Annotated in this window: 17 protein-coding genes; 11 read left to right on the top strand and 6 right to left on the bottom strand. The window is 38.6% G+C overall.

What is annotated here, in order from left to right; all coding sequences use genetic code 11:
* The first annotated feature begins 5 nt into the window (after window positions 1-5).
* The 9 genes from sstT (at window position 6) to gcvH (ending at window position 9,572) form a co-directional block, all read left to right on the top strand.
* Window positions 6-1,199: a serine/threonine transporter SstT gene (gene sstT / locus AC25JC_RS06190; RefSeq protein WP_078193803.1), complete on the top strand. Its 1,194-nt coding sequence runs from the start codon at window positions 6-8 to the stop codon at window positions 1,197-1,199.
* 34 nt (window positions 1,200-1,233) lie between these two features.
* Complete coding sequence (locus AC25JC_RS06185; protein WP_078193804.1) at window positions 1,234-1,908, top strand: YoaK family protein; 675 nt, start codon at window positions 1,234-1,236, stop codon at window positions 1,906-1,908.
* 12 nt (window positions 1,909-1,920) lie between these two features.
* Window positions 1,921-2,457, top strand: a complete 537-nt coding sequence (locus AC25JC_RS06180; protein ID WP_078193805.1) for a DUF2058 domain-containing protein — start codon at window positions 1,921-1,923, stop codon at window positions 2,455-2,457.
* Between the two features lie 247 nt (window positions 2,458-2,704).
* A complete protein-coding gene (locus AC25JC_RS06175; RefSeq protein WP_180115589.1) occupies window positions 2,705-3,955 on the top strand; it encodes a mechanosensitive ion channel family protein in 1,251 nt (416 codons plus the stop codon).
* Between the two features lie 311 nt (window positions 3,956-4,266).
* Window positions 4,267-5,550 carry a GGDEF domain-containing protein gene (locus AC25JC_RS06170; protein WP_486923677.1) on the top strand — a complete coding sequence of 428 codons (1,284 nt, stop codon included), beginning with the start codon at window positions 4,267-4,269 and terminating at the stop codon, window positions 5,548-5,550.
* Between the two features lie 95 nt (window positions 5,551-5,645).
* Window positions 5,646-7,520 carry an ABC transporter ATP-binding protein gene (locus AC25JC_RS06165; RefSeq protein WP_486923676.1) on the top strand — a complete coding sequence of 625 codons (1,875 nt, stop codon included), beginning with the start codon at window positions 5,646-5,648 and terminating at the stop codon, window positions 7,518-7,520.
* Window positions 7,498-7,947 (top strand): MaoC family dehydratase, encoded by a 450-nt coding sequence (locus AC25JC_RS06160; protein ID WP_180171965.1) that lies wholly within the window; start codon window positions 7,498-7,500, stop codon window positions 7,945-7,947. The genes AC25JC_RS06165 and AC25JC_RS06160 overlap by 23 nt, the downstream gene beginning before the upstream one ends.
* A 149-nt stretch (window positions 7,948-8,096) precedes the next feature.
* Entirely contained in the window at window positions 8,097-9,125 is a 1,029-nt protein-coding gene (locus AC25JC_RS06155) for an AraC family transcriptional regulator (protein ID WP_486923675.1), read from the top strand.
* 72 nt (window positions 9,126-9,197) lie between these two features.
* Window positions 9,198-9,572, top strand: a complete 375-nt coding sequence (gcvH, locus tag AC25JC_RS06150) for a glycine cleavage system protein GcvH (protein ID WP_180115587.1) — start codon at window positions 9,198-9,200, stop codon at window positions 9,570-9,572.
* A gap of 97 nt (window positions 9,573-9,669) precedes the next feature.
* Here gcvH and AC25JC_RS06145 read toward each other — a convergent pair whose 3' ends face one another.
* Window positions 9,670-10,860, bottom strand: coding sequence for a PilT/PilU family type 4a pilus ATPase (locus tag AC25JC_RS06145; RefSeq protein ID WP_180115586.1), 1,191 nt, complete (start codon window positions 10,858-10,860; stop codon window positions 9,670-9,672).
* Window positions 10,861-11,130: 270 nt separating this feature from the next.
* A complete protein-coding gene (locus tag AC25JC_RS06140; RefSeq protein WP_486923674.1) occupies window positions 11,131-12,213 on the bottom strand; it encodes a 3-deoxy-7-phosphoheptulonate synthase in 1,083 nt (360 codons plus the stop codon).
* 700 nt (window positions 12,214-12,913) lie between these two features.
* On the opposite strand from AC25JC_RS06140, the gene AC25JC_RS06135 reads away from it, so the two are divergent.
* A complete protein-coding gene (locus AC25JC_RS06135; protein ID WP_486923673.1) occupies window positions 12,914-14,497 on the top strand; it encodes an ATP-binding cassette domain-containing protein in 1,584 nt (527 codons plus the stop codon).
* Between the two features lie 122 nt (window positions 14,498-14,619).
* Here the strand turns inward: AC25JC_RS06135 and AC25JC_RS06130 are convergent, their stop codons facing one another.
* The 3 genes from AC25JC_RS06130 to AC25JC_RS06120 form a co-directional block, all read right to left on the bottom strand.
* Entirely contained in the window at window positions 14,620-15,789 is a 1,170-nt protein-coding gene (locus AC25JC_RS06130) for a fatty acid desaturase family protein (RefSeq protein ID WP_180115583.1), read from the bottom strand.
* 35 nt (window positions 15,790-15,824) lie between these two features.
* A complete protein-coding gene (locus tag AC25JC_RS06125; protein ID WP_180115582.1) occupies window positions 15,825-16,844 on the bottom strand; it encodes a flavin reductase family protein in 1,020 nt (339 codons plus the stop codon).
* 291 nt (window positions 16,845-17,135) lie between these two features.
* The gene (locus AC25JC_RS06120; protein WP_078193885.1) at window positions 17,136-18,251 is read right to left on the bottom strand and encodes an S-(hydroxymethyl)glutathione dehydrogenase/class III alcohol dehydrogenase; all 1,116 of its coding nucleotides are present in this window, start codon (window positions 18,249-18,251) and stop codon (window positions 17,136-17,138) included.
* A gap of 125 nt (window positions 18,252-18,376) precedes the next feature.
* On the opposite strand from AC25JC_RS06120, the gene AC25JC_RS06115 reads away from it, so the two are divergent.
* On the top strand, window positions 18,377-19,933 hold the full coding sequence (locus AC25JC_RS06115) for a phospholipase D family protein (protein ID WP_486923672.1): 1,557 nt from the start codon (window positions 18,377-18,379) through the stop codon (window positions 19,931-19,933).
* Window positions 19,934-20,025: 92 nt separating this feature from the next.
* Here AC25JC_RS06115 and AC25JC_RS06110 read toward each other — a convergent pair whose 3' ends face one another.
* Window positions 20,026-20,694: a class I SAM-dependent methyltransferase gene (locus tag AC25JC_RS06110; protein WP_218948334.1), complete on the bottom strand. Its 669-nt coding sequence runs from the start codon at window positions 20,692-20,694 to the stop codon at window positions 20,026-20,028.
* Between the last annotated feature and the right edge of the window lie 79 nt (window positions 20,695-20,773).

Genomic DNA, 20,773 nt, shown 5'->3' with positions numbered 1-20,773 from the left:
CTCCTATGTTTTCAGCATTTACACGCTTGAGTTTAGTAACCCGAATTATTATCGCCATTATTTTAGGTGTATTGGTTGCTGTTGTTGCTCCAGGCGTTGCACCCTATTTAAGTTTGCTTGGTGATTTATTCATTAAGGCATTGAAATCCGTAGCACCGATACTGGTCTTTGTACTTGTGCTGTCATCCATTGCAAATTTCAAAGTGGGTAGCAGTAATGCATATATTAAACCAATTATATTGATGTACGCTATTGGTATGTTCCTTGCTGCTTTAAGTTCAGTAGTAGCAAGCCTTTTATTCCCTAGTACATTAATTCTTGATGTTGCTGCAGAAAACCTTGTGCCGCCAGGCAGTCTTGCTGAAATATTGAAAAACTTATTATTAAGTTTTGTCGCAAACCCTGTTACAGCAATTTCTGAAGCAAATTTCATTGGTATTTTGGCTTGGGCTGTTGCCTTAGGTATTGCATTTCGTCATGCATCAGAGAACACCAAAGTCTTTTTATCTGACGCTGCTGATGCAGTGAATAAAGTGATCCGTTTAGTGATTAACTTTGCACCTATTGGTATCTTCGGTTTGGTTGCTGTTACATTTGCCGACTCAGGTCTAAAAACGCTTGTTAGTTATGCGCACTTACTTGCGGTATTACTCGGTACCATGTTCTTTGTAGCTTTGGTCATTAACCCACTAATGGTGGCATTTATGACTCGCTCAAACCCGTTCCCATTGGTTTTCCAATGTCTACGTGAAAGTGGTATCACTGCATTCTTTACACGTAGTTCCGCTGCAAACATTCCAGTTAACTTAGACCTTGCAAAGCGTCTTGGTGTACCAGAGTCAACTGCAAGCGTAGCGATTCCTTTAGGTGCAACTGTCAATATGGCAGGTGCATCGGTCACAATTACAGTCCTCACACTAGCAGCAGTTCATACTTTGGGCATTTCTGTTGATTTCAGCACAATGTTGATTTTATCAGTCGTTGCTACCGTTTCTGCATGTGGTGCTTCAGGTGTTGCTGGTGGTTCATTGCTGCTTATTCCAGTGGCTTGTGGCCTGTTTGGTATTTCGAGTGATATCGCGATGCAAGTTGTAGCCATTGGTATGGTTATTAGCGTACTCCAAGATTCAACTGAAACCGCTTTAAACTCTTCGACTGACGTATTATTTACAGCTGCAGTAGACCGTGGTTTAAGATAATATCCTGATATTGGATACTTTTTAAGGCGAGGCCATGCCTTTACAGACTTTACCGCTTTGGATACAACTGGGTGCTTTTTTCCTCGCAGTGAATGCAGGAATGATTAATGTACTTGGACTGGTGACCATCTTGCACCAGTCAGTATCTCACATGACCGGTAATGTCAGTATGTTAGCCATGGCCTTCATTGCATGGCAGCCAAATACGATTATTTATTTGATTTTAGTCTTACTCTGTTATGTGATTGGCTCATTTTATAGTGGGCTTATTCTTGGAAATAGTCACTTTAGCTTAACCAGACGTTATGGCGTCCCATTAAGCTTGGTGGCTTTTTTTATTGTCCTGTGTTGGCTACTATTGCCCTATTTTCCACGTTACGCTTTGCTTTGGGCATGTGTGGCTATGGGTGTACAAAATGCAATGGTTAGCCACTATAAAGGTACCATTATTCGTACCACACACCTTTCTGGTGTTTTGACGGACTTAGGTTTGGCTTTGGGTTATAAAGCCCGTGGACTTCCGGTTGAGTCTAAACGTGTGGTCTTACATTTATTAATTTTGGCGGGATTTATCGTTGGTGGCATACTTGCCAGTTGGCTTTATCCTTATTTAAAATTAAACGCATTCCTGATTCCTGCCGCACTCAGTTTAGTCATGAGCGCAGTATATTGGATCATCTATTTTCATTATCGACATATACACGATTAGTTGGAACGTATTATGGTTAAAAATGCATTACAGGCGCAACTGCTTAAAGCAGGTCTGGTCGATAATAAAAAGGCAAAAAAATTGTCTAAACAAGCCATACATGAAAAACGTACTGGTGAAAGTAAAGATGCTGAAATCAAGGCGAAAATTGAGCAAGATCAGCAGCAGAAAATGGCCAAAGATCATGCTTTAGAGCAAGATCGTAAAGCAGTTTTGCAAGAAAAAGAATTAAAAGCTGCCATCATGCAAATGATTAATCAGCATAAAATTCGTGATACCGATGGCGAATCGACCTATCAATTTATCGATGATGCCAAGATCAAAAAGCTTTATATCAATCAGCAAATTTATAATGCCCTTGTTGCGGGTAGTCTTGTTATTGCACGTGAAAATAGCAACTATGCTTTTTTACCAAAAGAATTAGCCGACCGTATTAATGCGAAAATGGAAGGCTTTATTATTGTGAATAATTCTGAAGTGAATGAGCAAACCACGGATGAAGAAGATCCATATGCAGCTTATGTAATTCCTGATGATTTAATGTGGTAAGCATTTCATATCGCTAATGAAGCTCCTAAATTAGGGGGCTTTTTTTAGCTCAACATTTATTTATTTTAGTTCATCAATTAGGTTATACCTTCAAAAAATCATTTTTAGCACAAAATAAGTAACATTATGGACTATACATGTCGTAACTCCGTAAAGTTTACGAGTATAAAATTGCTTATATAATCATCATAATTACAATAGTTTGATCATTAAGCCTTTCATTTACTTCAATAAGAGTAGGATAATTTTGGAAAAATTTCAGTTCATTAAAAATATTCAAGATTGGTCAGATCAATACCCTTGGTTAGAAATGCTGACATCGCTCAGTCTCATTATTATTTTTGCCATCATTGCAAATTTTATCGCCAAGCAAATCGTGGTGCGTGGAATTCGTAAGCTCGTTTCTAAAATGGCCTTTAGCCATAGTCAAATTTTGTCAGAACATAGTGTGATTAAACGCTTTGCTAACATTGTTCCAGCAATTGTGATCTTAAATGGCATAACCACAGTCCCACATTTATCTGTGAAATTTACTTCAATCGTGCAGATGGCTTGTCAGGCTTTTATCTTCTTGACCATTGCTTTGGCAATTTCTGAATTACTGAATATTTTTAATCTGATTTACCAACGTAATCCAAAATCTAGAAACAAACCGATTAAAGGCTATTTGCAGTTGGTCAAATTGATCATTTTTTTGGTGTGTGGCCTGATGATTTTAGGTACTTTCCTGAAAAAAGATGTATTTACATTACTCGCAGGCTTTGGTGCTATGGCGGCCGTGCTCATGTTGGTTTTTCAGAACACCATTTTGTCACTGGTGGCTTCGGTACAAATTTCTTCTTATGATATGGTGCGAATTGGTGACTGGATTGAGATGCCGTCGCTTAATGCAGATGGCGATGTCATTGATATGTCATTACATACCATTACCGTGCAGAACTTTGATAAGACCTTTACCACGATTCCAACCAATAAACTGGTGACTGACACCTTTAAAAACTGGCGTGGTATGGCTCAGTCAGGTGTTCGTCGTATCAAACGCTCACTTTATATTGATCAAAGCTCTATTCATTTCATGACACAGGATGAGCAAAACAAACTCAAAGAATTTTTATTACTAGATCAATATCTTGATCATAAGCATGAAGAGCTTGCTCAGTTTAATCAGCAACTTTCAAATCAATCGAAATATAATCAGCGCCGTTTAACCAATCTTGGGACCTTTCGTGCCTATATAGAATTCTACTTACAACAGCATTCAGGCATTGCCCAACACCAAACGATTTTGGTGCGTCAGTTACAACCCACGAGTGAAGGCATACCTTTAGAGATTTATGCTTTTAGTAAAACAATTGCATGGAAAGATTATGAAGCGATTCAATCTGATATCTTTGACCATCTGATTGCAATCACACCTGAGTTTGGTCTTAAAATCTATCAAGCCCCTTCTAGTGCCGATTTTAAAGACCTCGTTCAACCAAATGCCGATAAAAGCTAAGCTAAACTTTCCTCTCCCATGTATATTCAAAGAAGAAATTCTGCAAATTTAAAAAGTCACAATGGCTTTTGAATATACATGGGGCTATCGGTTACCCCCCTCTACTTCCGCAATTACTTTAGATCATGCGATACAAGGAATAAAAGCGAATCAGATAAATGCGCTAATCGCTCAATTCCTTAAAAATATAATTCATCCGAAACAACTAAATATAATTAAATAATCAGAACAAATACTATACAAATGTAGATATTTTTAGATACTATTTGTTAACAGTTGCATAAAAACGCTTCTAAAATAGGAACTTGATCATGGAAGGCCCCAATCAACCTTCTCGGAAATCAGTTAAAAACGAATCACAATTACTCATAGAATCGATGAATCGCACTTCTGCCAAACATACGCTTATACAGGCAGAAGCATGTGACCTAAAGAATCGTGTCCGTATTGAGCGTGCTTTATCCGACCCGATTGCACGTATTCCGGCACAGTTTAAAAATGCTTATTACAAGTTTTTGTACTATAACCAGAAAGACTATTTAAAACAGGTCAACTATTTCGCTCAATTGGCATTTTTAATCTATTTTTGGGCAGATCGCTATGTGCTGCCAGACGTAGAAATGCTTTCAGGTGTGATTCGTATCATTGCCATTATTGGTGCATTTAGCCTGAACTATGTTCTGTTTAAATATATCAAACAGATTAAATTGCTGGATTTGATTTTGCCACTCGCCACTTGCCTTTCAGCGATTCTTTGGTTTGAGATATTACTTCAATCGCAAAATGAACTGGTTCATAGCTATCAATATGCTGCCGTTATTTTGATTGTATTGGGTAATTTAAGTATTCATGTGCATTTTCGCCCTTCGATCATCACCTCAGCCATGATCACGGCAGCGATCCTTTTTGGCGCATGGCGCATTAATGATTTTGGTGATTTTACAATATTTTTATTGGTGTACGTTCCTGTGCTGCTGTTCAGTATGTATATCTGCTGGAACTCTACGCTCAACTCTCGTAAAACGTTTCTAAGAGCGCTGCTAGATGACTGGAACTTTCATACCCTGCGCAAAATTGCCCATACGGATGAATTAACCCAGTTAAGCAATCGTCGCCAATTTGTACATGCTGCAAATAAAAAAATCCAAGAAACCCCGATGACGGTCTGTACCAGTCTTTTGATTTTTGATGTCGATCATTTTAAAGCGATTAACGATCAATACGGACATGATGTCGGCGATCAAGTGTTATGCCAAATTGCTGAAATTGCACGGAAAGAAATGCGTTTTTACGATATATTGGCGCGTTTCGGGGGTGAAGAATTTATTGTACTTTTGCCTTATACCGTCCCAGAAGATGCATTAAAAATTGCTGAACGGTTAAGACATAAAATGGAACAATACCAGTTTTATATAGATGGTCAATTGCTGAAATTTTCGATCTCCATTGGTGTTTCCAAAATTGACCCTGACCACGCCAAACTTGATCAGTTAATTAAACAGGCCGATATTGCTCTATACGAAGCAAAACGCCAAGGTCGTAATCGGGTTGTACATTTTAATTCTATGAACTTTTGCAGCCAAGCTTTTAAGTAAATAAACAAATCAAAATGGAGAAAAACCAGCGAATCCATTACACTTAGAGCTGAAGAAAGAAAGATTAATTACAGCAAAATTCTCAGGTTATCTGCATGCTTAAATGGTTTGAAAATTTAGTTGACGCTTATCCTGAACAGGACTTGAATAAACCATTGCCGACAAAATTTTTCCCCTTTGTATGGCAAGCTGCGACGGGTGTAAAAAAATACCTATTGTTATTGGTACTCTGTACAGCAGGTGTAGCGAGTTTTGAAGCACTGCTTTATTCCAAAATTGGCGAATTAGTCAATTGGATCAGTAAGTCTCAACCTGAAACCTTTTTACAGCAGCACCAGACGAATCTGACCATTTTAAGCTTTATTTTATTAGCTAATATCTTCTTTTCTTGCCTTCAAACCATTATTAAACATCAGATTCTATATAGCACCTTTCCAATGCGCCTACGTTGGAGATTTCATAACTTATTACTGAAACAAAGTTTAGATTTCTTCCACAACGACTTTGCAGGTCGTTTATCTGCCAAAGTCATGCAAACTTCACTGGCTGTACGTGAGTTTTGGATTATTCTTGGTGACATGTTGGCCTATGTCTTCATTTACCTGATTTCGATCACCGTGATTTTAGGTGCTATATCGCCACTGTTGATTGTTCCATTATTACTTTGGCTGGCTTTATTTATTGGTTCTGCATGCTATTTCATCCCAAAATTAAGCAAAATTTCAAATGAACAAGCCAATGCACGCGCAGTAATGACTGGTCGTGTCACCGATGCCTACACCAATATTCAAACAGTGAAATTATTTGCCCATGCGGGCCGTGAAAGCCAATACGCTAAAGCCTCAATGAAAGAATTTATGGTGACGGTGTATAAGCAAATGCGTCTTGCAGCAAAATACAATATCACGACGAATTTGCTGATCATAGTTTTATATGGTGGTGTACTTGGAACAACTGTTTGGCTTTGGATGGATGGTCAAGCTGAGCTTGGGGTCATTGCAGCAGCGACCGCCATGATTTTAAAACTCAGTAGTATTTCCGAGTTTATGATGTGGCAAACGTCTGCCCTTTTTGAAAATGTCGGGACCATTCAAGATGGTATGAAGACTATGGGCCGCCCGATTCATATTCAAGATAAACCTGATGCAACCGACTTAAAAGTACAGCAAGGCGAAATTAAATTTGAAGATGTCAGTTTTGCTTATAATGATAAAAATGTCATCGATCAATTTAATTTAACCATTCGACCAGGTGAAAAAATCGGTATAGTCGGGCGTTCAGGTGCCGGAAAATCGACATTAATTCAACTTTTACTCCACTTTTACGATATCAACCATGGTCGTATTTCGATTGATGGCCAAAATATAGAAGATATTACCCAAGATAGCTTGAGAAAAAATATTGCTTTGGTGACCCAAGACACCTCGTTATTGCATCGCACGGTTGAAGAAAATATTAAATATGGTCGTCCGAATGCGACTGATGAAGAAATGTATGATGCAGTACGCAAAGCGAAAGCTGATGAATTCATTCCTCAATTGATCGATTTACGTGGTCAACGGGGCTATGACGCATTTGTTGGTGAACGTGGTGTTAAATTATCTGGCGGTCAGCGTCAACGTATTGCAATTGCTCGAGTATTTTTAAAAGACGCACCAATTTTAATTTTAGATGAAGCCACAAGTGCGCTCGATTCAGAAGTCGAAGCTGCGATTCAATCGAGTTTAGATGATTTGATGCAAGGCAAAACTGTGATTGCCATTGCGCATCGACTGTCAACAATTGCGCAAATGGATCGATTGATTGTCTTGGATCAAGGACGTATTGCTGAGCAAGGCACCCATGAAGAGCTTGTCGCTTTGAATGGTATTTATGCACACTTGTGGCAGCGTCAAACCGGTGGCTTTTTAATAGAACAACATAAAGTAGAATCAAAGGAAGATGAAAATGCTGTATCTGGAAGACCTTAAAGTTGGTGATCACTTTAGCAGTCGTGAATATGAAATGACTGTTGAAGAAATAAAAAAATTTGCCAACGCTTATGATCCTCAGGAATTTCATACAGATGAAGTCAAAGCCCAACAGCACCCGATCTTTCAAGGGCTAGCGGCAAGTGGTTGGCATACTGCTGCTGTAACAATGCGCTTATGGACTGAATGTTTCCCTGTGGCTTATGGCTTAATTGGCTCTGAATCAAGTCTGCGTTGGCCGCGCCCAACACGTCCGGGGGATAAAATTCGTGTAGAAGTTGAAATATCTGCAATTACTCCGTCGAAAAGTAAGACAGACCGCGGCATTGTGACCTATGTTACTCAAGCGCTCAATCAGCACAATGACGTTCTTTATATGTCTACGACCAAAATTGTGGTCTTTTCCAAAGATTTTAAATCGAATTAATCCTTAACGGCCTACTTTACAACGCTAAGGTAGGCCGCTATAAATAATTGAGCCTAGTCAGTTTGTCCAACAATTTTTGTGGGATACAACACAGAATCATGCCAATATAAGCTTGAACAGAAGAAAAACCCGCATTGCAACGGAACGCTATGAAAACAATTAATTCCCGTCAGGATCAGGGTATTCCCGGAGTATATGGATTGCTCCTATTAGATGTGGTCTCTCGATGGGGCTACACTGCAGAGACATTATTTAGTCCCTTCGGATTAAACAGCAAACAATTGGCTGAACCAGATTTCCGTATTCCAACACCCATCGCCAATCAATTGGTAGAGCACGCACTACGATTAACTGGTGAGCCAACTCTAGGTTTTCATTTGGGCAACCAAATGCGCATCTCAATTCATGGTTTTATTGGCTATGCCATCATGACGGCGAAGGACATAACTGATGCCTTAGTCTTGGCAAACCGTTTTATTCAGTTACGCATGCCCTTTTTACAGCTTTTTTTCTCAACTTTTGGAACCAAAGCTACTGTTCAACTACAAACCGACGTTACGATTGAGCCTTTGCGTACTGAGATTTCAATTGCCTTAATTTTTGGCATGATCAGCATGGGCAAAGCAATTACTGGTGTGGATTATTCTGCGGGAGAAATTGATTTTGATTTCCCTCAACCTGAAGGTTTTGAGCGGTTTATTGCCAAATATCCACGACACCAATTTAGATTTGATCAGCCACATCTCTTACTTAGTTTTGATAAGCAATATTTAACCAATAAATTGGTCCATGCAGACCCGATTGCTAGTCAAATCGCCATTAATCAATGTGAAGCTGAACTTTCTGCTTTGGGCGAACGCCACCGTATTGCCATGCGCGTTCGTGACATTTTAACTAACTCTGAGCAGCACTATTTAAGTATTGAAAGTGTTGCTGAACGGCTACACATGTCCGATCGAACCCTTAAACGCCAACTTGCTGCCGAAGGGACTTCATTTTCAACATTGGTCGACGAAGTTCGCTACCGTCATGCTACTTCGCTCCTGTCACGAACTGATTTTACCTTAGAGCAAATTGCTGATGAATTGGGCTATAGCGATGTCGCCAATTTTAGCCGTGCTTTTAAGCGTTGGAGTGGTCGTAGCCCAAGCAATTGGCGTAAAGATCCGTACTTATAAGTCTTTTGTTTTAAGTAAAAAGCATGTATAACTCATGCCAAAAATGAATTTAATGGATTTAAGGAGTTATCAATGAATCATCCTTCAGATTTAAAGTACGCAAGTACACATGAATGGGTGCGAATTGAAGGTGACCTTGTTGTAACAGGCATTTCTGATCATGCACAAGACGCATTGGGTGATTTAGTTTATGTTGAAGCACCAGATGTTGGTCAACATATCACTGCTGGCGAACAAGCGGGTGTGGTCGAGTCGGTAAAAACCGCTTCTGATATTCATGCACCGGTTTCTGGTGTGGTTGTTGAAGTCAATCCAGACCTTGAAGATGATCCTGATTTTGTAAATGATGCACCTTATAGCAAAGGTTGGATTTATAAAATTAAACCAGACAATATGGCTGATTTAGATGCTTTATTGACCAGCGAACAATACGAAGCTGGTCTGTAAATATTTCTAATATCTAAAAAATCAGCCATCAGGCTGATTTTTTTATTTCAATATGATAGCTGAATTGGCTTATATACCATTTGCATGAATATGCAGCTTATATTTCTTCCGAAGCTTCGGTACTTTCAGGTTCTTCTTTCTTTTCTTCAAACATACTAAAGGATTGCGCAGCCGCTGAAGCACCATTTGCACGTGAACTTTTCAGTTTAATTTGCAAACGTAATTCATTGGTTGAATCGGCATTTCTTAAGGCCTCTTCATAAGAAATTGCGCCGTCATTATATAAATCAAATAAAGCTTGGTCGAAAGTTTGCATCCCAAGTTCACGAGATTTTGCCATGATCGCTTTTAATTCATGAAACTCATCTTTCAAAATCAAATCTGAAATAAGCGGTGTATTTAACATGATTTCAACGGCTGCACGTCGTCCTTTGCCATCTTCAGTCCGGATTAATCGCTGCGAAACAATCGCTTTCATATTGCTCGATAAATCCATAAGCAATTGATTTCTTCGCTCTTCTGGGAAGAAGTTAATGATTCGATCTAGGGTTTGATTGGCGTTATTTGAGTGTAGCGTACCTAAACATAAATGCCCTGTTTCAGCAAAGGCAATCGCATGTTCCATAGTCTCGGTGTCACGAATTTCACCAATTAAAATCACATCTGGCGCTTGTCGTAGTGTATTTTTTAAGGCGTTATGCCACGAATGACTATCTACACCAACTTCACGATGCGTAATCATAGATTTTTTATGTTTATGAACATATTCCACTGGGTCTTCAACAGTGATGATATGGCCTGCACTATTTTCATTTCGATAATCAATCAGCGCCGCTAAAGAGGTTGATTTACCCGAACCTGTACCACCAACCACTAAAACCAAACCACGTTTTTCCATAATCACGTGCTTAAGCGAAGCCGGTAATTTAAGCTTTTCAAAATTTGGAATTTCTGCGCTAATAGTACGAATGACCATACCTACATGTAACTGTTGCTGAAATACATTGACACGAAAACGTGAAACGTTTGGCACACTAATCGCAAAGTTACATTCTAATTCTGTTTCAAACTCTTTGCGCTGCTTCTCATTCATCAGACTATAGGCGAAAAGCTTTGTTTTCTCAGCATCAAGCTCTTGCTGCCCAAAGGGTTTCATCATGCCTTGATGTTTAATACTTGGTGGAAAATCTGCCGTAATAAATAAATCAGAACCACCATATTCAACCACTTTGGTTAACATGTGGAACATAAAACGGCGTGCTTCTTCCAGCAATTCAGCAGTGTACATCAACTTCCCCAATATAAAATTTCAAACACCCAAGCACAGATTGTCATTATTTCAGGCGCTGTATTGGGCTTAGACATTATTGTGCATAAAAAATTTGATTCACTCAAACATAAAATACTGAATTATCAGTATATATTTTAAAATATAGGCCATATTTCAATTTTTATATTGAAGTAAGCAACAAAGGATTTTTCAAAATAAAAGCCTTAGAACAATCAATATTCTAAGGCTTTGGGCTACATCAATTCAGACTGAGTATGCTCTGGATTGTTAAGCACTACGTTTGATTTGTGATACACGAAGTTCATTCGCAACCTGTTGAATCAAATCAATGGTTTTGTCCCAACCTAAGCATCCATCTGTTACAGATTGACCATAAGTCATTTCACAACTAATTTTTTGATTACCATCCACTAAATGACTTTCTAACATCACACCACGCACTTGGGTATGCTCACGCTCCGCAACAATTGTGCGTAATACTTCAGGTTGCTTCATTGGGTCTTTATGGCTATTGCCATGACTACAATCGATTACTAAAGCTGGTAAATCGCCTTTTACTTTTCTGCGAATTTTGTCTATTTCAGCCAAACTATAATTTGGACCTGTATTGGAACCACGTAAAATCAAATGTGCTTGCGGGTTGCCAACGGATTCTAAAATACACGGTAAGCCAGTTTGGCTCATACCTAAAAACTGGTGTGGATGCGAAGCAGATTGAATGGCATCTAGTGCAATTTGGATTGAACCATCTGTTCCGTTTTTGAAACCGATGCTGTATGGCATATGACTTGAGATTTCACGATGAATTTGTGATTCGCTGGTACGCGCACCGATTGCACCCCACGCCAATAGGTCATCAAAATAACCAGCCGCCATTGGGCTTAAAATTTCAGAGGCAATCGGCAAACCCATTTCAATAATTTGTAAGTACAGCTCACGTGATTTTTCTAAGCCCAACTGCATATTAGATGAACCATCTAAACTTGGGTCATACATATAGCCTTTCCAGCCCAATGTAGTACGTGGTTTTTCAATGTATGCGCGCATCACAAGAAAAATTTGATCTGAAACCTGTGCCTGTAATTGTTTTAATTTTTCAGCATATTCCAAAGCAGCAATCGGATCATGGATTGAACATGGACCTGTAATAATCATTAGACGCGGGTCTTGACCCGTCAAAATATTTTGAATAGTTGCACGATGTGCAGCAATTTGTTCTGCAGCATGAACTGATAAAGGTAATTGTTGTTTCAGTTGATGTGGCAAGCTCAAAAGCGTTTCTTTTGGCCGAGTAGATTTCTGAATTTCTGAATTTTGAGTTTGTTGTAAAGCTGTATTTAGCGCATTCATTGGTTCTATTCCTTTGGACTGTACGTATAAACAGTCCGATCTTTTATCTGAGCGTTATGGGACTTTGGGACTTCAAGGCTTTAGACATAGACTGACTAAAGTAAAACCAATAACCGTTGCTAAAATATGAATTATTTACTGTAAACATGAGATTTCTCCAAAAATATTATAAAAATCAAGACATAAAAAAACCTGATCAGGGTTGCCGATCAGGTATAAACTTGGTGGGCAACCTTTTTCATGCCCGAACGCGTTCAGGCAATTATCTAAACTGCCAGAAGTAATAATATGCGTTTGAGATTAAAGGTTGCTTTAACATATTGATTTCATCAAAAAGTATCTGTCTGAAAATTAAAATACGCTGTATTCATCGGTTTGACAATAGTTTTTTGCTATTTTGTTGTATTAAATAACGCTGCTGTAAATAATTGCGACCTATTTTTAAAATTTGATGTATTGATTAATAAATGAACATTTATTAGACTGCACAACATTAGGCTGTCTTAAGCTTTTTTCCATTTATTTTTAATTCGAGTATTTGCCAATGAAGTAAGCCCTGTTTTTTTCATCATCAAATCCATTTTTTTGATGTGCAAACACATGGCTAATGACTTCGACTGCATTTTCTCAAATATTGTCTTTTTTATAGAATAAAATTAGTTATTTGTATTGCGCATCTTTGCTATCGCAAGGTGTATCTATGACTCAAACGGCTTGTACAATTTCCAAATTTAGCTTGGAATATCCATCAAAAACACTTTTTAAAAACCTGAAATTTAACCTCAATCAACAACAGCTTTCGGCATGTATTGGTCGCAATGGTTTAGGAAAGTCCTGCATCCTTAAAATCTTACATGAGCAAAATCTGAAAGATCTCCCCTATGAAGGTGAAATTTCATGGAATGTACCACATGCCTATTTATCACAATTTTCTCGACTAGAAGCTGACACGATTGCTTCTGGACTCGGTGTTGAAGACTTATATGACGCATTTCAACGTATCGAAATAGGCAGCGCAAGTTTTGAAGACTTTGAGCTGACTGAAAACCAGTGGCACCGTCCTGCACTATGGCAGCAACAACTTAAGCAAGCTTCATTACCAATAGATTTAAATTTTCCACTCGCTCAGCTGAGTGAAGGTCAAAAAACCAAATTGGCTTTGTGTGCATTATTTTTAAAAACTGACCATTATTTACTTTTGGATGAACCTAGTAACCATTTAGATGCATCTTCACGTATATGGCTCATCGATCGTTTAAAAAACCATCCTGCGGGTGCATTCGTCGTCAGTCATGATCGAGGATTGCTGCAACATGTAGAGCATATCTATGCTTTAAATGAGTTTGGACTCAGTCATGTTACTGGAAACTATGAAGACTACGTTCAACAAAATGATCTGCAAAATAAAGCCTTACAGCGTAATGCTTTACAGCATCAGCGTGAGTTAAAACAACTCAAATTACAGCAACACGAAACACAGATGAAAGCGCAAAAACGAGAACAACAAGGTCATGCACTACGCAAGTCAAGCTCACAAGCTAAAATATTACTTGATTTCAAAAAGGAACAAGCTGGTCAAAGCCTCGCGACAGTTCAAACGCAACAGCAGAAGCAATTGGAAGAAAAGAGATCTCAACTGATTCAGTCACAGCAACAACTTGAGCATGTTAAAGAGCAGCAATTCGTTTTTCAACATCACGCTGAAAAAACAGGAGAAATCTTAAGAGTTAAACATTTTCATCGCAAAACATCTCAGCACCAGCCTTTCGACTTGGCCTTACAGGCAGGTGAAAAAATTCATTTAAAAGGAAAAAATGGTATTGGTAAATCTACATTTCTAAAGTATTTGAGTCAGGTCACATCACAGTCTAGCCATGAATTATTTTTGTCTGTGCATACCCTGTATTTAGACCAAAACTTGAGTGATTTATCACCAGAACTGAGTGTTTTGGATAATTTGGCAAAGTTTAATCCTGAGGTTTCATCAACGGAATGGCGTAATCAACTCGGTCAACTTAGAATCCGTGGTCAAAAAGCGGAACTGCCATTTCACTGTTTAAGTGGTGGTGAGCGTTTAAAAGTGACCTTGTTGGGCTTAAATTATTTAACACCGAATATTGAGCTTTTATTGTTAGATGAACCTGAAAATCACTTAGATATAGAGTCTAGAATGTTATTGGCTCAAGCCATTCAGCATTATACAGGTGCGGTAATCCTCGTTTCACATGATGCATATTTTGTAGAATCTTGTGGCATTCAGAATAGCGTGCAATTAGTTGAATAACTCTCGCTCGCTAGATATATCTAAAAAAGCCAAAGTAGATGAACGCTACTTTGGCGAATTTAATGCTTTAGAAATCATCCATTGGAAGCATTAAGGGCAATATTGCTAAACAATACTGTATTTTAACACCCGATTTTCTTCATGATTTTTTGTTTAAGGCGCTGCTGAAGTGAAGCTGAACGTTCCTTAAGCTCGGCACGCCAGTCATTTGGCACTGAACATTTCGCGAGTCGAACCCAAACGCTGGCAAACTGTTTGATAAAACTGGCTTCGTTGTAGTGAATACCATATTCCTCACAGAGTGCTTTAATTTTAGGTGCGGCTTCTGCATAGCGGTTTGCAGGCATATCTGGGAATAAATGGTGTTCAATTTGGTGACTCAAATTACCACTGAGTATATGCAACCATTGTGTTCCACTAAAATTACTTGAGCCACGAATTTGACGGAGATACCACTCTGCTCGAGTTTCATTTTCGGTATTATCCATCTCAAAGTTTTCCGCATCTTCTGTAAAATGGCCATTAAAGATGACAGCGGAAGCCCATAAGCTACGAATCACGTTGGCTACCGCATTTCCTGCAAATACAGGAATCGCATTGGGACCTGCAATAAGCGGGAAAAACACATAATCTTTAATCACTTGGCGCTTAATTTTCTGACGTACATCGGCCGCTTCATGCCATACATTTTTCCAAGTTTTGGTTTTATACGCAATAACATCTTCTAAATGTAAACGTTGAATGCCGACATACCACTCAAAGAAAACCATGAGTTGGGCAGCCAGTGGAATATTAAAAAGGAAACGTGGCTCCCACTTTTGCGATTCACTTACACGGATTAAGCCATAGCCGATATCATGGTCCATACCGACAATATTGGTATAGGTATGATGCACATAGTTATGGGTATATTTCCAGTCTTGACCTGTGGCAATGGTATCCCAATCATAATTAGCACCATTTAAACTCGGGTCATTTAACCAATCAAACTGACCATGCATCACATTATGACCGAGTTCCATGTTCTCTACAATTTTAGAAATACCCAATAAACCCGTACTCATTAACCAAACTGGTGGAATCCAACCTACAAACATCAACATGCCACGAGATGCGATCTCGCTATAACGGACAAAATTACGAATTTTATAAATATACGCTGCATCTTTTTCACCTACACTCTGCATGATTTCACGTCGTATTTGCTCGACTTTTTCGCCAAATTCAGCAGTTTGCTCGGGTGATAAATAACGTGACTTACTATTCGGACGAATATATATCGATTGATTCATGGTGATGCCCCTGATTTTTTTTTATGCGGCTAGGATTAGAGTTGAATACGTACAGGTGAAATTGCCTGAGAGACACATAATTTGATTTGTGTGTTATTCGCATGATCGATTTCGCCAGTAAGTAAGTTTTTCACTGAACCCTGCAATTTCGTACACGAACAAGTATTACAAATACCCATCCGACAACCATGCGCAGGTTTTAAACCGGCTTTTTCAGCACTTTCAAGTAAGTTACCTTCTGCTAAAAAATCTTGTTGGGCTAAACTAAAAGTGACAGGTTGAGCAGGCACTGAATCATCAGCAATCATCTGAAAATATTCAGTATTTAAATATTCTGAAAGCTTAAACTCACGATACAGTTGTTCAATGCTTTGCATCATTGGCGCTGCACCACAGGCATAGCAATCTCGCTGCTTAAAATCGGGGACCATGTGGTTTAGCACCTCTGGTGAGATATGTAATTTAGTTTTCAGCGTATTAATCGCATGTAAGTGTGCATGGTTTAATTGCTTCGCTAGTTGAATCAATTCATCCAAATACGCATCATCTCGATTGAAGTAAATCAGGTCAACCGTACGCCCAAGCTGAATCGCTTGTTTAAACAAAGCCATGATTGAGGTAATACCACTACCTGAAGCAAGCAGTAAAATTGGTCGATCCGAATTTAGCTTTAGGCCAAACTCACCTTGCGGTTGCGATAATTCAACAACATCACCTGTTTTTAATTGCGTCAGGTAGTTGGACACTTTGCCTTGTTGTTTGACTGCGATGACCACATGACCTGATGTATTGATTTCGACGATGCTATAGCTACGTTGATGACGTACACCATCTTTGACCACTGTCACTAGAATACATTGGCCTGGTCGATAATTTTCTGCTTTAAAGTTGTGATTCGCTAAAAAACTCAGTTCATAAAATCCGATCCCCACACAACGTGATTTGACCAATTGCGCTTTAACACGTTTGTAGGCCCAAATTGCATCAATTTTTTCTGCAATAAAATCAATAAAATCTTCCCGAATCCACTCAGGCTTATAACTTGTAGTTGTCATTTTTTGCCTCGGATAATGCATTAATATACATTTGTTTTTAAATTATGCTTACCTTAAGTTTAGTGCTAATTTCCCACCATGTGAATTCGGGACAAAATCTATCATTTGGCATTTTTTATCATTTTATGTCTAACAATCTGTCACTTTTTGCAAATCCTAATTTGAAGTTTTGATTTGTTATAACGACACAAATAAAAAAACTAGGCCAAAGCCTAGTTTTTAAAACAGTGAAAATTAACGCATTAATATTTAAATGATTAGTCGTTTAATCAAAAATATTTAAATAAATGTTTAATCTTCAAAATGTACAACAGAGCGAATTGATTTACCTTCATGCATTAAATCAAAGGCTTCATTGATTTTATCCAGCCCCATGGTATGGGTCACGAATGGTTCAAGTTTGATCTCGCCTGACATGGCTTCTTCTACCATACCCGGTAATTGTGAACGACCTTTAACACCACCGAAAGCAGTGCCTTTCCAAGTACGACCTGTAACCAATTGGAATGGACGCGTTGAAATTTCTTGACCTGCACCTGCCACACCAATAATCACAGATTGCCCCCAACCACGGTGAGCACATTCCAAAGCAGAGCGCATCACATTGGTATTGCCAATACATTCAAATGAATGGTCGACGCCCCAACCCGTCATTTCTACAATCACTTCTTGAACTGGACGATCATAATCTTTTGGATTAACAAAATCCGTCGCGCCAAATTCTTCAGCCAGTTTGAATTTGTCAGGATTGGTATCTACGGCAATGATACGACCTGCTTTGGCTTTTTTAGCACCTTGTACCACAGCCAAACCAATTCCACCTAAACCAAAGACTGCAACTGAATCACCTTCCTGAACTTTAGCGGTATTTTTAACTGCACCTAAACCTGTTGTTACGCCGCAACCCAACAAACACACATGCTCATGGTTCGCTTCAGGGTTAATTTTTGCCAAAGACACTTCTGCAACCACAGTATATTCAGAGAATGTTGAACAGCCCATATAGTGATAAATCGGCTGACCATTATAAGAAAAACGTGTTGTGCCATCAGGCATTAAACCTTTCCCTTGTGTTGCTCGTACAGATACACAAAGATTCGTTTTACCCGATTTACAGAATAAACATTCACCACATTCTGCGGTATAAAGTGGAATAACATGATCACCTGGTTGCACTGAAGTCACACCTTCACCGACTTCAACCACAACACCTGCACCTTCATGCCCTAAAATTGCTGGAAATACGCCTTCAGGATCATCACCCGACAATGTAAATGCATCTGTATGACACACACCTGTATGGCTAATTTTGACTAAAACCTCACCTGCTTTAGGTGGTGCCACATCGATTTCAACAATTTCTAAAGGCTGACCCGGTCCAAAAGCAACGGCTGCACGTGATTTCATGTCTAAAAACATCCTGTATGGCTTATATTAACAGATGAGTTACAGTAACCTCTTTTTAAGCCTAGATACAACCTTAAAACATGATGTTATGATGAATTTTTCAAGGAATGATTAATGCTATTCGAATGATACAATTACGTGAAATAAGTTGTACTGTCGGTTTAACTGTTTCGATCAGCCTATTAACTGGATGCAGCTTACCTAGCAATCAGTCAAAAAAAGATGTCCCTATACAATCACATGCAGAAAAATGGATTACGTCAGCTACGGATTTAGAAAAATTACAACAAAAACAAACGGCTTATTTAGCCTTAGATGATGCCTTCTTAAGCATTGCTTCTCGCCTACATTTGATTCGAAATGCAAAATACACCATCGATTTGCAATATTACATTTGGGAAAATGATGCTATTGGGCATCTGATGTTTCAAGAATTACTGCATGCCGCTGACCGTGGAGTAAAAGTAAGGTTATTAATTGATGATCAAAACGGGATAAAACTCGATCCGACCTTACAAAGCCTTTCAGCTCATCCTAACATTTCAATCAAACTATTTAATCCCTATAAATTCAGAAAATTACGTGTCATTGATTATGCATTTCGCTTAAAGCACATTAACCATCGTATGCATAATAAATTAATTATTGCCGATGGTTTTATGGGCGTAACTGGCGGTCGTAACATCAGTAATGAATATTTTGATGCCAGTGAAAGTTTTCAATTTACAGATTTGGATATCCTTTTCTATGGGGAAGCCATTCAACAAGCCAATCGAGTGTTTTTGAACTTTTGGAATGATGATTTAAGTTATTCTGTTCAGCAATGGATTGGTGCAGGTACAAAAGAAGACTTAAATCAATTAAGACAAACGTACCAAGAAAACTCTACAACGTTGACTAAAGATCAACAGCGCATTAACTATGCACAGCAACAACTGGCGGCTCAGCTTAAACTAAGACCGGTGAATTGGGCCGAAGCACATTTCATTGCGGATAGTCCGAATAAAATTCGTGGTGAGGCTAAAGAGCAAGAATTAATTTATAACCAATTTTCGACCTTGATGGGACAGCCCAAGGAACGCATGGAATTGGTTTCAGCTTATTTTGTTCCCACGCAACAAGGAACTGACTTTCTAACGGGTCTTGCAGGTAAAAATGTAGAAGTTCGCGTCTTAACCAACTCATTTTTAGCCAATGACGTCGCTGTCGTTCATGCGTTTTATCAAAAATATCGCAAAGACTTACTCGAAAATGGCGTGAAACTATATGAATTTAAACCTTATATAGAGCGTTCAAAACGCACATGGTATGAGGTCATAACTGGAAATATCATCCCTGCAAAAGGCAAAAATGCCTCTAGTTTGCATGCAAAATTTTTCGATATCGACGGAATGGTGTTTATTGGATCATTTAACTTTGATCCACGTTCCGCAAATTTAAATTCGGAAGTTGGCCTTGTCGTTAAGTCTGATCGATTACAAAACGATATTTCGGCGGCATTAAACCAATATTTACCGCAAATTGCGTATGAATTAAAACTGGATGAAAACGGCGAAATCATTTGGTTAGAGCATCAAAAAAATGGAAAAACCAAAACCTATACCCATGAACCTGAAACAACTCGATTCCAACGATTTAGTATAAAAGCAGTGTCATACCTTCCGATTGAATGGATGATGTAATGACAACGTACTGCTAAATGATTGAATTTCCCTCGTCGAGGCTATTTATTGAAATATTCTGATAAGTTCGATCAAGTCAAAAACGGTCTTAATCAGTCTCGTTCATATGAGTGCTGGCTTTTGAAAAGAACCAAACCATTGACTTCACCCAGACATTCCACTTGGCCATAATTGGCTGCTTTCAGCGCGGCTAAATGTTCCTCAACTGACATATACAACTCATGATTTTGCTGTGCATGTGGTGCATATAAATGATCACATACAAAATACACGCCTTGTGTGTTTAACAACGTTTTTACAGTCCGATGAAACTCTGCTGCATACGCCTTATGCCTCAATTCATGTAAGGCCTGATGAATAATAATCGCATCAAAGGTGCTGTTTTGATTGAAGTGAAGTGATTCTTCCCAAGCAGATTGTTTGAAATCCCCTGTTATAAAATTACATTTTAAGCGTTGCGCTGCACTTAGTTTTCCTTTTGCCAAGTCATGCATAGCTTCGGAAAAATCAAATGCTGTGTAATCTATATTTGGACAATGATTGATTAAAAACTCTGCCAAATAGCCTGGGCCTGAACCGAGTTCAAGCACGTGCGCATTCGGGTTTAAAGCCAAAATAGAGTCGACATACATTTGAAAGATGTCATAACGCCACGGTCGTTTAAGATTCACTTCAGCGGCCCATTGTTTAGCTTCGATTGGATCTTTTAAGTCTATGGGGCTGTGCACATCATTTATGTGAATATTATTTTCGCAATTCATTTATCTTAGACTTAATTTAGATAGATTGAATGCTATTTATACATAAAATATCTCAATAAAAGCAAAGGTTTTACTCACA

It is taken from the genome of Acinetobacter sp. P37 (assembly GCF_057480965.1).
This window is presented reverse-complemented; position numbering and strand designations above follow the sequence as displayed.